Origin of the sequence: Luteolibacter rhizosphaerae (assembly GCF_025950095.1) — a bacterium.
GTDB lineage: Bacteria > Verrucomicrobiota > Verrucomicrobiia > Verrucomicrobiales > Akkermansiaceae > Haloferula > Haloferula rhizosphaerae.
Map to the genome: position 1 here is coordinate 420,821 of NZ_JAPDDR010000005.1, position 14,523 is coordinate 435,343.

15 protein-coding genes are annotated in these 14,523 nt (G+C 62.3%); 8 read left to right on the forward strand and 7 right to left on the reverse strand.

Annotated features, from left to right (window positions below; translation table 11 throughout):
* Window positions 1-179 precede the first annotated feature (179 nt).
* Window positions 180-1,106 (forward strand): RluA family pseudouridine synthase, encoded by a 927-nt coding sequence (locus tag OJ996_RS11975; protein ID WP_264513823.1) that lies wholly within the window; start codon window positions 180-182, stop codon window positions 1,104-1,106.
* A gap of 157 nt (window positions 1,107-1,263) precedes the next feature.
* Here the strand turns inward: OJ996_RS11975 and OJ996_RS11980 are convergent, their stop codons facing one another.
* Genes OJ996_RS11980 through OJ996_RS11990 form a run of 3 tightly spaced genes read right to left on the reverse strand, consistent with a single transcriptional unit; the run spans window position 1,264 to window position 3,552 of the window.
* A complete protein-coding gene (locus OJ996_RS11980; protein WP_264513824.1) occupies window positions 1,264-1,998 on the reverse strand; it encodes an amino acid ABC transporter ATP-binding protein in 735 nt (244 codons plus the stop codon).
* Complete coding sequence (locus tag OJ996_RS11985; RefSeq protein ID WP_264513825.1) at window positions 1,988-2,767, reverse strand: amino acid ABC transporter permease; 780 nt, start codon at window positions 2,765-2,767, stop codon at window positions 1,988-1,990. Before OJ996_RS11985 ends, OJ996_RS11980 begins: the two co-directional genes overlap by 11 nt.
* 11 nt (window positions 2,768-2,778) lie before the next feature.
* Window positions 2,779-3,552 (reverse strand): transporter substrate-binding domain-containing protein, encoded by a 774-nt coding sequence (locus OJ996_RS11990; protein WP_264513826.1) that lies wholly within the window; start codon window positions 3,550-3,552, stop codon window positions 2,779-2,781.
* 104 nt (window positions 3,553-3,656) lie between these two features.
* Between OJ996_RS11990 and OJ996_RS11995 the strand changes: the two genes are divergently transcribed.
* The 7 genes from OJ996_RS11995 to OJ996_RS12025 all read left to right on the forward strand — a co-directional run bounded on the left by OJ996_RS11995 (window position 3,657) and on the right by OJ996_RS12025 (window position 10,557).
* On the forward strand, window positions 3,657-3,872 hold the full coding sequence (locus tag OJ996_RS11995) for an addiction module protein (RefSeq protein WP_264513827.1): 216 nt from the start codon (window positions 3,657-3,659) through the stop codon (window positions 3,870-3,872).
* On the forward strand, window positions 3,872-4,162 hold the full coding sequence (locus OJ996_RS12000; protein ID WP_264513828.1) for a type II toxin-antitoxin system RelE/ParE family toxin: 291 nt from the start codon (window positions 3,872-3,874) through the stop codon (window positions 4,160-4,162). Before OJ996_RS11995 ends, OJ996_RS12000 begins: the two co-directional genes overlap by 1 nt.
* A 53-nt stretch (window positions 4,163-4,215) precedes the next feature.
* Window positions 4,216-4,449 (forward strand): hypothetical protein, encoded by a 234-nt coding sequence (locus tag OJ996_RS12005; RefSeq protein ID WP_264513829.1) that lies wholly within the window; start codon window positions 4,216-4,218, stop codon window positions 4,447-4,449.
* 44 nt (window positions 4,450-4,493) lie between these two features.
* Complete coding sequence (locus OJ996_RS12010; RefSeq protein WP_264513831.1) at window positions 4,494-5,363, forward strand: hypothetical protein; 870 nt, start codon at window positions 4,494-4,496, stop codon at window positions 5,361-5,363.
* A gap of 74 nt (window positions 5,364-5,437) precedes the next feature.
* Window positions 5,438-6,313, forward strand: a complete 876-nt coding sequence (locus OJ996_RS12015) for a hypothetical protein (RefSeq protein ID WP_264513832.1) — start codon at window positions 5,438-5,440, stop codon at window positions 6,311-6,313.
* A gap of 59 nt (window positions 6,314-6,372) precedes the next feature.
* The gene (locus OJ996_RS12020; protein ID WP_264513833.1) at window positions 6,373-7,698 is read left to right on the forward strand and encodes an ATP-dependent Clp protease proteolytic subunit; all 1,326 of its coding nucleotides are present in this window, start codon (window positions 6,373-6,375) and stop codon (window positions 7,696-7,698) included.
* 141 nt (window positions 7,699-7,839) lie between these two features.
* Window positions 7,840-10,557: a PQQ-dependent sugar dehydrogenase gene (locus OJ996_RS12025; protein ID WP_264513834.1), complete on the forward strand. Its 2,718-nt coding sequence runs from the start codon at window positions 7,840-7,842 to the stop codon at window positions 10,555-10,557.
* A 141-nt stretch (window positions 10,558-10,698) separates the two neighbouring features.
* Here OJ996_RS12025 and OJ996_RS12030 read toward each other — a convergent pair whose 3' ends face one another.
* From OJ996_RS12030 to OJ996_RS12045, 4 genes are read right to left on the reverse strand one after another with little or no spacing between them, the layout of a single operon-like run.
* Window positions 10,699-11,559, reverse strand: coding sequence for an alpha-1,2-fucosyltransferase (locus OJ996_RS12030; RefSeq protein ID WP_264513835.1), 861 nt, complete (start codon window positions 11,557-11,559; stop codon window positions 10,699-10,701).
* The gene (locus tag OJ996_RS12035; protein ID WP_264513836.1) at window positions 11,556-12,737 is read right to left on the reverse strand and encodes a hypothetical protein; all 1,182 of its coding nucleotides are present in this window, start codon (window positions 12,735-12,737) and stop codon (window positions 11,556-11,558) included. Before OJ996_RS12035 ends, OJ996_RS12030 begins: the two co-directional genes overlap by 4 nt.
* Window positions 12,738-12,740: 3 nt before the next feature.
* Entirely contained in the window at window positions 12,741-14,249 is a 1,509-nt protein-coding gene (locus tag OJ996_RS12040; RefSeq protein WP_264513837.1) for an MBOAT family O-acyltransferase, read from the reverse strand.
* Between the two features lie 3 nt (window positions 14,250-14,252).
* On the reverse strand, window positions 14,253-14,522 hold the full coding sequence (locus tag OJ996_RS12045; RefSeq protein ID WP_264513838.1) for a hypothetical protein: 270 nt from the start codon (window positions 14,520-14,522) through the stop codon (window positions 14,253-14,255).
* Window position 14,523: the final 1 nt, after the last annotated feature.

Sequence of the window (14,523 nt, forward strand, 5' to 3'; positions counted from 1 at the left end):
TTCAATTCAGTGAAGTTCCGTGAAATGCGCGTGAAGGGAACAGAGCGGAGAGCCAAGAGAACGGAGCCTTGAGGCAGGGACTTGGAAGGGAAGGCGAAGTTCAGAATCCCGGGTGTTCTGCCGCCGATCCCCGGCCCTCCATTGACAGCCCGGCTCACCGCCCCCCACCCTCCCCGCCGATGGAACTGCGTGTGGACGGGAATGCCGGGATGCGGCTGGATGCGTGGCTGGCGGCGAAGCTGCCGGAGCTTTCACGCTCGCGCATCCAAGAGCTGATCCGCGAGCAATTCATCCTGAGGAACGGGGAACCGGCGAAGCCGCGGGACGCGGTGGCGGCGGGCGACCGGCTGAGCGTGGCGATTCCCGAGGCGGTGCCCGCGGAGGCTCAGCCTCAGGATATCCCGGTGAAGATCCTGTTCGAGGACGAGCACGTGGTGGTGCTGGACAAGGATTCCGGGATGGTGGTGCACCCGGCGGCAGGCAATCCGGACGGCACGCTGGTGAACGCGCTCTTGCATCATTGCAAAGGGCGCCTGTCGGGGATCGGTGGTGTGGAGCGACCGGGGATCGTGCATCGCTTGGACAAGGACACCTCCGGCTGCATGGTGGTGGCGAAGACGGATGTAGCCCACCACTCGCTGACCGAGCAGTTCTCCGGACGGACGATGGAGAAGCTCTATCTGGCGGTGGTGCAGGGTGTGCCCACGCCGGCGACTGACACGGTTTTCACGCACATCGGGCGGCATCCGGTGAACCGGCAGAAGATGGCGGTGGTGAATCCGCCGGGCGGAAAGACGGCGATCACGGACTACGAGATCCTGGCGATCGACCGGGCGAGCAACAGCACGCTGGTGCTATGCCATCTGCATACGGGGCGGACGCACCAGATCCGGGTGCACATGCTGCACAAGGGCTGTCCTTTGATCGGGGATCCGATCTATGCGCGGCCGGAGAGGCAAACGGCGAAGCCGGGAAGGCTGATGCTGCATGCGTGGCGATTGAGTTTCGATCACCCGGTGAGCGGCGAGCGGTTGAAGTTTCAGGCGGAGGTGCCGCCGGAGTATACGCCGTGGATCTTGGCGATGGATGGGGACTTGCCGGGGTGAACGCAGATGAAGAACAGAAGGCCCCAAGAGATTGGGAGCGCTGGGGTTGATCGGGCACGAACCCAGCATGAGGCGTCCCTACAGGACGCGATGAATCTCGGCTTTTACCCGGCACTATGTGCCGGGCTGTTATGAGCCGTCCCGTTGGGACGAAGAGCTAGACGTAGCGGAGAACGCGGGAAAGGAAGCGCTTGGCTTGTTCAGACTGCGGCTGCTCGAACCATTTGGTCGGGTGGGCGGCTTCGACGACTTTGCCGGCGGCGAGGAAGGCGACGAGATCGCCAACGGCGCGGGCGAAGCCCATTTCGTGGGTGCTGAGAATGATGCGCTGACCTCCTTCCGCGAGTTCCTGGATGAGCTCCAGCACCTCGGCGGTCATCTCGGGGTCGAGGGCGGAGGTCGGCTCATCAAGGAAGAGGATTTCCGGCTTGGAGGCGACGGCGCGGGCGATGCCGACGCGTTGCTGCTGGCCGCCGGAGAGTTCCGCAGGGCGCTTGTGGGCATGGGCGAGGAGGCCGAAGCGATCAAGGGCGGCTTCCGCGGTTTGCTTGGCCTGCGGGGCGGGCATGCCGTGGACTTCCTCCAAAGGCAGGGTGAGATTCCTCAGTGCTGTTAGATGCGGGAAGAGATTGAACTGCTGGAAGAGGAAGCCGTTCTTCCGGCGGTAAGCGAGAAGGCCGGACTCGCTCACGGGCAGGTCCTCGCCGCGCAGGCTAACGCGTCCTTCATCGGGAGTTTCCAAGCCACCGAGGACGCGGAGCAAGGTGCTCTTCCCCCCGCCGGAGGGACCGACGAGGACGATCACCCGGCCCTCCTCGACATGGAGATCCAAGCCGTCCAAGGCGGCATGAGTGCCGAAGCATTTGGTCAGGCCGGTGATCTCAAGTTTCATCGCGGAAGCGGCGTTCGAGACGATGGGCGAGGAAGGCGATCGGAGCTGTTAGAACAAGGTAGCCGATGGCAAGCGGAACGTAGGCCTCCAAACCGCCGTAGGTGCGGGAGGTGTAAACGCGGGCTTGGTAGGCGAACTCCTGGACGCCGATCACGCTGAGCAAGGAGGAGTCCTTGATCAGGGATACGAATTGCCCGGCAATGGCCGGAAGGACGCGACGGAGTGCCTGCGGGAAGATCACGTGGCGGTAGACCTGGCCGCGATTGAAGCCGACGGCGCGGGCGGACTCCCATTGGGTGCGGGGAATGCTCTCCACACCGCCGCGGAGAATCTCCCCGAGGTAGGCACCCTGGAACAGCGAGAGCAGGATCATACCGATGACCAGCTTGTCATTCCAGCCGATGGACTCCAGCGAGCGGGACATGAGCGGGGCGAAGATCATGAAGTAGCCGACGAGCAACTGGACCAATAGCGGCGTATCCCGGACAAACTCGAGGAAGATGCGGCAGGTCCACTTTACTGCAGGCAGCGGGCTGCGCTGGCCGAGCATGAGCAGGACACCGACGAGCAGGCTGCCCACGAGAGAGCCCAAGGACAGAATGAGCGTGCACCACCACCCGGAGAGAAGCAGGCCGCGGTAGTCCCAGGGCTTCGACCAATTCCAGCCAGGGCTGAGCTTTGAGAAGACCAGGGTGCAAAGGCCGCCGAAGAAGGCTGCGATCAGGACGATCGCAATCCAATTCCAGAGACGACGGGAGCTGAGGCTCATTCCCGGATCAATCAGCGGATGATGAAGGGCACACCGAGCTCTTCCATGGCCTTCTTTTCCTCGCCTAGGTATTGATCGGCCAGCTTGGAGAAGCCGCCTTCCGCGCGGAACTTCGCGATGAAGGCATCGACCTTGGCCTTGGTCTCGGTGTCACCCTTCGGCAAGGCGACGGCCCAGTTCTCCTGCACGAAGGCATTAAGAAGGGCGCGGGTGGTATCGAGGTTCTCCTTGTGGTAGCGATAGATACTAAGCTGATCGTAGATGAAGGCGTCTGCCCGGCCTTGGGCGACCTCCATGACGCAGGCGGGTTCCTCGGTGAAGGCGGTGATCTTGGCCTTCGGCAGATTCGCTGCAGCCCAAGACTCGCCGGTAGTGCCAGCTTTCATGGCGACGCGGATGCCATCCTTCTTGAGGTCCTCGATGGATCGGACGGTGGAGTCCTTGCCGAGGAGGATCGAGAGGCCGGTGAAGGCGTAGGGTTCGGAGAACTCGACCGACTCGCGACGTTCGTCGGTGGCGGTCATCGAGGAGATCACGATATCGACATTGCCGGACTTCAGGGCGGGGATGAGGCCGCTGAACTCCATCGGGACGATCTTGAGCGGGCGGCCGAGATCGGCGGCGAGGGCCTCGGCCATCTTGACCCCTACCCCGTCGGGATTGCCTTGGGCGTCTTTCATCTCGAAGGGCGGGTAGGTCAGCTCCATGCCGACGCGGAGGGAGTTGTCCTTCTTCCCGCAGGCAGCGAGGAAGCAGCAGAAGATCAGCAGGAGCAGGCGTGGCATGGCGGGATGCTAGCGGGGATTCGGGGACAGGCAGGCATTTTCCGGTCCAGCCGGGAAGGTTTTTGGGGCTTTCGAGATCAGGAGCAAGATGCTAGCGTTTCCCCGTGATCGCGATCGAAACCCTGCGCAACGAGGTCAGTCAGCTCCCCATGAAGGATCGGGCTGCATTTGCCGCGTTCGTGTTGGACACGCTGCCGCCGCCCGACCATCGGGTTTCAGACGAAGAAGTCCAACGGCGATGGGATGAGATGGAATCGGGAGCGGTGTCCGGAATCTCCATGGAAGAGCTTTTTTCCCGGATCGAGGGCGGGGTGAAGTGATGCGGGTGGAGTTCAACCCGCTGGTGGAGCAAGACATTTCCGCCGCAGCCGACTGGTATCGGGAGGCCGGAGGGAACGTTGCGGCACGTTTTCTTTCCGAGCTCAGGCTGGCATTCGAGGAAATCGGCGAACACCCGGAGCGGTTTCACTTCGACGCTACAGAATGGCGTCGATTCAATATGAGAGGGTTCCCCTACCACATCCTTTTCCGAGAGAAGGCGGAGTCGATTCGGGTCATGGCAGTCCGACACAATCGGCAATCACCCGATCGCGGCATCAATCGAAAATAGGAGCAATTGTCCGTATGGATCACGATGCATTTTTCCAAGACCTACTGAACGCGGTGGAACAGCAGCTGGCGGCTCCGCAGACGCGGTATGTGGCGAAGACGCTGCAGCGGCTGACCGGGGGCGGAATGAGCGAGAAGGATGCGAAGGAGCGGATCGCGGCCTGCTTGGGCGAGGAAACCGATGCGATGTGGCGGCGCAAGAAAGGCTTCGACGAGAAGAGCTACCGGGAAAAGCTGGAGGCGATCCGGGCGGACGAGAAATTCGAGGAGGGGGACGAAGAGGAGTAATCGCTTGAATATCGGCGGGCGATCTCGCGTTTCTAGAGGTGCCGATGAAGATCCTACTCGCTCTTGCCTTTATCAGCGGGCTGGGGCTTGGCTGCCTAGGAGCCAAGTGGCTTGCGGGAAAGCAATATCATCCGAGTGAACCCAAGAGGGCTGAGGAGCAAATCCGAGAGTCAGCCCCTGTCGCCACCCCAGACAGCAATCTTCTGGAGACTTCCTCCAGTCCGCTTACGAAGTTTACCGGGAACTGGTCGTCTGCGGATGGCCAACAATCGGCCACGATCGACGGACGTTTTCTCCAATTTCATTCCGCCAAGGGATGGCCCGATCTCAAAGATAAAACCTTCCTGCTTGGTGGAGAGCTGATGATTCTGAGCGAAAGCGGTCTCTTCTGGCTAAAGACCCTGAATTCCGAGCCTGACCGGATCACTTTTGTTAAAGAGGACCTTTCCAGCAAAGATCTCAGCAGCTTCACCCTATATCGCGAAGGAACATCAAAGGCGAACTCCCGGTCACCTCTTTCGACTCAATCGCCCCCTCCAGAGATTCAAGCGCTCCTTGACGAGATTTCAAGCATCGAGCCCGGATCAGCACCCGAGGAGGAAATGAATCGTCTTGTATTCGCTCGGTTTGAAACTGCCGTGGTTCTAAGCGGGATGACTTCCATGGGTCAGACCGACGACATTTGGAGGCTCGGCAATGGCGATGAATGGATGCTCAAGCTCTCACATGCCGAGGGGAGAGGTCTCGTCCAATTCCAAGTCGTCCGGGGTTCATGCAAGGCCATCGAGAATGGAGAGCCGGGAATTTCGGGCTACACGTATCCTTACTTTGTGGATGGGAAGTTGATTACGGGAGTCTCTCCTACCGGACTCCATCAGGTATCCCCTGCAGGGAAGCGCTCCAAAGAGCGTTGAATGCCGCCTCCCGCCGGTTTCCAAGATTTCCGCCTTCGACAAAGCGGAATCCCGGGCCTACAGAAGCCGCGCCGATGCCTCCGCAAGCCACCGCCCGCTCTCCTTTCGCCGGATGTTTGATCCTGATCCTGGCGGTCGGGATGCTGGTCAGCTTGATCGGCTTTGCGGCATGGCTGCCCTTCAAGCAGGCATCGGAGATCGAGAAATTCACGGCGGCATCCCCTGTCCCGCTGCCGATCGAGGCGGTAGAGGGACAGGAGGCGAAGGTCAACGCGCTGTCCGAGCGGCTGGAGCATTTCAGGACCGAGCTGCAAGGCGATGCGGAGAAGCCGGCGCGGATCGAGCTGAGCCCGGAGGACATCAACCTGGCGATCGCGGCCTACGAGCCGGGCAAGCAGCTGCGCGGGAGCTTCCAGGTGAAGGAAATCACCAAGGACGCGCTGGTGATCGACATCTGCTACAAGCTGAACGGCAGGCCGCGGCTGGCGAAGGATGGGGAGGACGGCCCGATCACATCGGATCCGCGCTACCTGATCGGCACGCTGAGGGGGCATCCGCAGCTCGGGCGCCGGGAGCTGGCGCTGCACGTGGACTCGCTGGCGGTGCCCGGGGGGATGATCGTGGCGGACGGATTCATGCAGCATTTCTCCAGCCTGCGGATTCTCGAGGCCTACGTTAAAGATCCGGTGCTGGGACCGGCAATGGCGACGCTGACGCGGGCCGAGCTGGAACCCGGGAAACTGGTGCTGTCGCGGATCCCCGGGGAGACGCCGCCGGACGTGATCGGGGACGCGGATTTCCGCCAAGGCGGGGGCCGGATGGTGAAGTGGCTGGGGATCGGGGCCTGTGTCTTTCTTGCCTTCGCGGGGACGATGGTGTTTGTGGGACTACGCAAACAGCGTCGAAACCAGAATTCCGGCGAGACAAGCCGGGACGGCGGCGGCGCTTGATGGCGGGAATGTCCGGGAAACCCGGTATATTCCGTGCTTCTCGAACACCTGAACGCCCCATGAAAGTGACCACCCGTAGCACCCTCGCCCTGCTTGCCATGGCGACCACCCTCGTCGCCCAAGAGCCCGCGCAGGCACCGGCTGCGGTGCCTGCAGCACCCGCCCCTGCCACCGCGACCACGCCGCCGATCGCGATCGGTGATGCACCGGTAGTCGCCACCCCGGCGGTGGAGAAGCCGGCCGAGAAGGCCCCGGAAGCACCGAAGCCGGACCCGATCAAGGCCGAACAGGAGAAGCTGACGCTGGAGAACAGCCTGGCCGCCGAGCGCCTGAAGGCCGAGACGAACGCGATCCGCGAGGAGATCACCCGCCTGAAGATGGAGAAGGAGTTGCTGGCCGAGCGGATTTCGCTGGCCGCGACCAAGCGTCAGGCCGCCGAAGAAGATGCCAACGCGAAGGTGGAGGCGGAGAGCGCCAAGATCATGCGCGAAGCCTCGATCGCCAAGGCGAAGGCCGAGCTGCTCACCAACGAGCTGAAGGCCGTGCAAAGCCAGTCTGGCATCGAGATCAGCAAGCTGCAGAACCAGATCGCCTCTTATGAGATGGAGAGCAAGCGCAAGGGCTATGCCGATGCGAAGCCGATCTACCTGGAGAACCCGCTGAAGGATGACGGCACGCTGGTGATCTCCGACCGCCGGATCGCGCTGAACGGCCTGATCACCATGGCGACCGCGGACCACATCACGGACCGCATCGATTTCTTCAACAACGCCGACCGCAAGCTGCCGATCTTCATCGTGATCGACCAATCGCCGGGTGGCTCGGTGATGGCCGGCTACCGGATCCTGAAGGCCATGGAATCCAGCGATGCGCCGGTGCACGTGGTGGTGAAGTCCTTCGCCGCCTCGATGGCTGCGGGGATCACCACGCTGGCGAAGGAGTCCTACGCCTATCCGAACGCGATCATCCTGCACCACCAGATCAGCTCCACCCTCTTCGGCCAGCTGAACCTGACCGAGCAAGGTGAGGTGGTGAAAGAGAGCCAGCGCTGGTGGACGCGCCTCGCGACACCGGTGGCCCAGAAGATGGGAGTCACCACGGATGAGTTCATCCAGCGGATGTATGCCCACTCGACCTCGGGCGACTGGAGCGAATTCGGCGAAGATGCGCAGAAGCTGAAGTGGGTTAACCACATCGTGCAGGGCATCGAGGAAAGCTCCTTCACCAAGAACCCGGATGCGGCTCCTGCACCCCAACCGCAGGTGGCGGCCCAGCTGGAAGAGAAGGTGGATGCGAACGGCAAGCCCTTCGCCTTCCTGCCGCGCCTGACGCCGAAGGATGTCTACTTCCTCTACAATCCGGACAGCTACTACCGGATGCGCTGAGATGCGGTGACCGCTTAACTTGTTTTCTGAAAGCCCCGGCGAATGCCGGGGCTTTTTGCAATGCGGAACTCACACGCTTTCAATCGGACATGGCACATCAGACGCTTTGACAGGGAGAGCCGTTCTTCTAACTTCCTCGCCATGCGTCGCCTCCCCCTCGCCGCGATCCTCCTGCCGTTTGCGTGTGGTTCGCTCAAGGCCGATCCCCTGCCCTTGCGTCAGCCGAATCCGGCGCTGAATGTGCCGGCCGCACCGCCTACCACCAGCCTTTCGCTGGTCGATGCCTTCCCTCTCAGCTTCGCGGCTCCGACTTGCTTGGCTTCCGAGCCGAACAACCAGCTCCGGCTCTATGTCTGCGAGAAGGCCGGGGTGATCCAGCTCATTCCCGACGTCACCGCGACAAGCCCGGGCAAAGTCGCTTTCTTCAATCTCGCGGGCGTGGTAAACCCGCGGACGGACGAGGAGTTCCGCAATGTCAGCGAGGGAGGCTTGCTGGGGCTGGCCTTCCACCCGAACTACGCGCAGAACCGCTACTTCTACGTTTTCTATTCGGTTCGAATCGAGATCGGCGGCGAGTATGAACTGCACCAGCGGATCTCGCGCTTCACGACGCTGGCAGGAAATCCGAATGCGGTGGATCTCACCAGCGAGCACATCCTGCTGCAGCAGATCGATGACGAAGGCAACCACAACGGCGGCGACCTTCACTTCGGGCCGGACGGCTATCTCTATATCTCCGTGGGTGATGGCGGAGGGCAGAACGATGTCGGCCTGAATTCACAGCGCATCGACAAGGACTTCTTCTCCGCGATCATGCGGATCGACGTCGACAAAAAGGTAGGGAACCTGGAGCCGAATCCGCACCCGAATCCTGCCGAGCATACCAACCGTGCGGATGCGGTGCAGCGCACCAACGGGATCGCTCATTACTCGATCCCGGCGGACAATCCGTTCGTGGGGGCGGAGACCTTCAATGGCCTGCCGGTAGCGGACGAGTATGTGCGGACGGAGTTCTGGGCCACGGGGCTGAGGAATCCCTGGCGCTTCTCCTTCGATGGTGCCGACCTGTGGTGCGGCGATGTCGGCGGGAGCAAGCGCGAGGAAGTGAACCGGATCGAGAAGGGCAAGAACTACGGCTGGATCTACCGCGAGGGGCTCGGCACCGGCGGCACCTTGGGAAGCCATCCGCCGCAGCCCGCGGGCTTCGTGCATGAGAATCCGGTGCATGCCTACCCCCGCACCGGCAGCAGCAGCGTGCCGCAGTCGGAAGTTCCGGACACCTTGCGCGGTGAATCGATCATCGGCGGTCTTATCTACCGCGGCGGGATTAGTTCCCTGTATGGTAAGTACATCTTCGGTGACCATGTCTCCGGCCACATCTGGTCGATGAATCCGGAAGGACCGACCCGCAATGTCACACGACTTGCGGGCAGCAGCTTCATCTCATCCTTCGGAACCGATCCCTCCAACGGAGATCTGCTGGTGACGGATTGGGACAGCAACAAGGTTCTGCGCCTGAAGTCGAACACCACCGTCGGTAACTTCCCGGATACCCTCAGCGAGACAGGGCTTTTCAGCAACGTGGCGACCCTGACGCCCGCTCCCGGGTTGGTGCCTTACGATGTGAATCTTCCTTTCTGGAGCGATCATGCGGTGAAGACACGCTGGTTCAGCGTGCCGAATGCGAGCGCCACTCTGAGTCCATCCGCGGAGGGGGCGTGGACGATTCCCGATGGTGCCCTGTGGGTGAAGCATTTCGAGATGGAGATGGAGCGGGGAAATCCGGCGAGCAAGAAGCGCCTCGAGACGCGCTTGCTGGTGAAGAATGCCGGAGGTGCCTACGGCGTGAGCTACCGCTGGAACAACGCGGGCACGGAAGCGACGCTAGTGCAAGATGCCGGTGAGAGCTTCCCTCTCGCGGTGACCATGGGTGGCATCCCAGCCCCCCAGGTCTGGAGCATTCCGGCACGGAGCCAGTGCATGAGCTGCCATACGCCGCAGGCCGGATATGCACTGTCCTTCAATACGCGGCAGCTGAATCTTCCCAAAGACATCCTCGGGCACACCGGGAATCAGCTCACCACGCTCTTCAATCAAGGTTACCTGAGTGCGAATCCCGGCTCGCCCAATATGCTGCCGCGTCATCTGCGTGCGGATGAATCGGATTACTCGGTGGAGGCGCGGGTTCGTTCTTACCTCGCGGTGAATTGCTCCTACTGCCACAAGACCGGCGGCAGCGCGCAGGGACAATGGGACGGTCGTCCCGAACTTCTGCTTAGCGAGACCGGCTTGATCAATGGCAATGCGACGAACAACGGTGGCAATCCGGCCAACAAGCTCGTCGTGCCCGGTGACACGACGCATTCGATCGTGCTCAACCGCGTGGCGGTGAGCAATGGCTTCACGCGCATGCCGCCGCTCGGCAGCAACGTGATCGACACCGCGGCGGCATCTTTGCTCAGCACTTGGATCAACGGCGAACTGGATGCCCGCCAAAGCTATGCCGAGTGGCGCATCGCGAATTTTGAACCGGATGCGGATCCTGCGGGGGAACCCGGTGCGGATGCCGATGGCGATGGCTTCACGAACCAAGAAGAGTATCTCGCAGGCACCGACCCATCGAGTGGCAGCAGCCGCTTCGTTCCGCAGATCGAGGGCGAGGCAGGCGAGTTCACGCTGTCCTTCGAGGTTCCCCTCAACCGCTCGTATCGGATCGAGACATCCGGCAATCTGGGTCAATGGACGCCATGGGACATTCCGGGCAACCAAGGCTTGCCGAGTGCGGGTGGTGTCGTGGAAATCGCGATTCCCGCCTCCGACCCGATGAGATTCTTCCGGGTGGAGTTGAGGGAGAATTAGGCCGCTAGTGTCCGCAACGCCTTTGGCGTAGAATGTCTGCACTCGTGAGCCCCGGGGTAGCCTCCTGCGTCGGCAACCCCGGGCTCTGTTCCCTAGTCCCGTTGGGACATTGGAAGCGGCGAAGCTGCGGGCGGAGGGGTGTCAGTGCTCGAGGCGGTTCGGCACCTTGGTCCACTCGGAAGCGGGCTTGAGGGGCCAGCCGGGGGTGGAGGGGGTGAAGACGCGCTTGTCGGCATGACGGCGCAGCCAGGCAGCCCACCAACTGAAGGAGCTGTTCGCGACGATGGCGTGGCGACAGGCAGCCATCAGGCGGAAGTCACGCAATTCATCGCCGCCTTCGTGGTAGCGAACGGAAGCACCGTGGAAATCGATGTACTGCCGGGCCCAGTCCAGATCATCGCCGAAGACGTGGAACTGGCAGCTCCCGAGCGTGGAGAGCGCGGAAGTGATACTGGAATCGTAGTAGCCGGAGCCGAGCCGCGGCGAATAGCGATCGCGACGGATGTGCAGGAAGACCGAAGGTGCGGACGAGAGCTCCGCCTCGAGGGCGGCATCCGCCGAACCTTCCTCGAAGGCCGGAGGCTGGAGTTCGGTACGGATCGTGGAAGCGCGCTCGAAGAAGTACTTCTCGCTCTGCCAGTAGCCATTCAGGCGGACGACCTGGCGGTTCGAGATGAAGCCGGTGAGCTGGGTCTCATCCTGATCCGAATCCTCGGCGAGGTAGGAGCGAAGGGGATTCGGGAGGAGCTTGTTGAAGGAACGGATCGATTTGTGGTGAAAGCCTTTGGGATCGCCGAAGCGCCAACGCGGCGAGGCGATGGCCGCGGCGATCGGGAACTGGTCGAGCTTGAAAGAGCGGTTGTAGCCGTCGTTCTTGTAGCCGGACACATCGTCGATGATCAGCTCGCGCTGGGTGCGGATCGCGTAGGCACGCGCCGCCGCGTAGGCGAAGAGCTGGTTGCCCAGCCCGCCTTTGATCATGGCGACAACGGTACGTTTCACTTCCGGGAAATGGATTGGAACTTGGCCAAGGACTTGCGGAGGTATGCGACGTCTTCCGGATTCCGCGCCTCATACTCATCGAGCTGGGCCTTCACCTTCGCCACCCGGGCCTCCACGCCGTCCGGCAGGAGCAGTTCGCCGTAATCTCCCCTGCCCTGCAAGCGCTCAAGCATGTGATCTCCGGTTTCGGGCAAAACGTGGAAGAGATCGACCCATCCGGCGGGGTGCCCTTTCTTGATGGCCGGATCGGGCATGGGCGGGGTGTTAAGCGGGTGGGCATCAAGGAAGTCCCAGACTTCGACCGGAGGAGCAGAAGGGTCGGCGGCATTGGCGCGGGCGGCCAGATCGGCGAGCGCGCGGCGGTCCTCCGCAAAATAGGGGTCCGGGTCGCCGAGTTCACGGAAAGCCAGTTGGAACAGGCCGTGATTCGGGGTGAAGAAGATCACGAGGCGGGTGCCCTTCGCACGGCAGAGGGCGACGATATTTTCGATCATCGCAATCTTCTCCGCATCGACCTGGCCGGTCGAGATGTGCTGCTTGGCCATCCGGTAGATGGTGGAGAAGTAGAGGAGCTGGCCATCAGGATATTCCGGTTCGCGGCGGAATCCTTCCGGGGTGTGCTCGGCGAGTTGACCACGCAGCATGCGGCCGGTGGCGGCGAGCGAGGACGAAAGCGTGGAGATGCCGGCCCGGTAGCGGAGTTCCTGTTCCAAGGAGCGGGGACCACCGGCGAGCGGCGAGATGTCGAAGTCCGCCTGCCGCTTCTTCGCGACCGGGGTAGTCAGGTCGGTGGCATCGATGGCGAGCACGACGAGCTTCGGGTTTTGATGCTCGATGAAGTAGCGGCACATCGCCTCATTTTCCGCGAGCAGTCCCGCATTCAGTCCGAAGTTCCCGCACTTCATGCCGTTGAAGACGGCGTGCCGCGGATTCAGGCCGATATCGACGCGGGAAGACCCGAAGAGCCCGGCATCCCATGAGCCGGAACTGGCGAGGCCGGCCTTGCAGGTGCGGTTCCAGTTCTGCTCGATGGCGCGGTAGGGCTCCATCTTCTGCGAACTGAGAGGCGAAGGGATGATGCGCCACGGATTCGCCCATGAATTGAATGCCAGCGCGATTCCCGCCACGGCAGCGAAGAAGATCAGGAAAAAGCACTGGTAGCGGCGGAGCTGGCGCACGGTCTAGAACTGGAAGTAGATGAACTCGCTGACCTTGTCGAACTGCAGGCCGATCACGACGATGAAAACGATGGTGAGGGCGGCGAAGAGCGGAGTGGGCCGCCACTGGTACCAGCGGTGAGGCGTGCGAGCCGGATAGGGCGCGCCGCGGACCTTCAGGGCGGGCTTGTAGCGGGCGAAGATCTGCTGGGTATTCGGGAGAAGCCAGCAGACCAGCAGGGCGAGGATGATGTGAACCGAGGAGACGCTGGCCACGACACGGGTCGCCTTGTCCGGCAGGCCGGTGAAGCCTTCCAAGCCGATCATCGAGCCGAGCATGCGGCCGGCGCTGGCGAAATCCGGAGCACGGAAGAAGACCCAGCCGACCACCACGGCGATGAAGGTAAGCGCGACCGCGAACGGCATGGGCAGGGGCGAGCGGCCGGTGCGCTGGCGGAAGGAGAGCCAGGCGTGGTTCACGCAAAGGTAAGTACCGTGCAGGGCACCCCACATGACGAAGGTCCAGCCGGCGCCGTGCCAGAGTCCGCCCAGCAGCATGGTGAGCCAGAGATTCACGTAGCGGCGCGAGGGCCCCTTGCGATTTCCGCCGAGCGGAATGTAGAGATATTCACGCAGGAAGCGTGAGAGCGTCATGTGCCAGCGCCGCCAGAACTCAACCACCGAAACCGCCTTGTAGGGCGAGTGGAAGTTCAGCGGGAAGCGGATGCCGAACATGCGGGCCGAGCCGATGGCCATGTCCGAGTAGCCGGAGAAATCGAAGTACAGCTGGAGCGTGTAGGCAAGGGCACCGATCCAAGCCTCCGCCATGGTGGGCACGCGCCCCTCCCCCGCGACCAAGGCAAACACGGGATTCGCGATTGGCGACATGTTGTCCGCGATCACGATCTTCTTGAACATGCCCGCGACGAAGATGCCGAGGCCGACCGGAAAATCGCAATGCCAGCCGTGATCCTTGCGGCGGAACTGTGGCATCATCTCGCGGTGATGGATCAGCGGACCCGCGATCAGGTGCGGGAAGAAGGTCACGAAGAGCAGGTAATCCGTGAAGTGATACTCCTCCGTCAGGCCTTTCCACGCATCGACCAAGTAAGCGATCTGCAGGAAGGTGAAGAAGGAGATCGCGAGTGGCAGCACGATGTGGGGCACCACCCCGGGCCAGCCCGTGAGTTCCTGCGAGATCCCGGCCAGGAAGCCCGCATACTTGTAATAGCCGAGCAGGACGAGATTCGCGGCAACACCGCAGCCTAACAGAAGCTTCCCGGGCCCCGAGTGCTTGAGCGTGGAAAGGCGGCGACCGAGAAGGTAATTCGCTCCGCAGGAGCCGAGGATGAGAACCAGATACTTCGGGCTCCAGGGTTCACTCGGATCGGGATTCCAGACGCCGTAGTAGACCAGCGACACGAGCACCAACCAGCCGAGCCCGAGCCGGAAAGGAGCACGGCGCAAGGCGAGGTAGCCGAGCAGCGCCACCGGCAGGAAGACGAGAAGGAAGGTGTAGGAATTGAACAGCATCGGTCACTCGGACTCGGGGTCCAGAATGTCGGCCTCGATCGCACGGTAGGCTTCCAACAGATCCGGATTGCGGTTGCCCGAGCGCTCGGCGAAGGAGCGGGCCCGGGACAAGGCCTCACGCAGGGCTTCCCGTTCCTCCGGGGTGGCCTCGCGCAGCATCAGGGTGAGCATCTCCAACAGCCGCACCTCCTCATCGAGACGAGCGTCCAAGTCATCAGGCGTGCTGCTGATGTGGGCGATCGCGGCAATGACGGCATCGGACAGGGTGTCCATC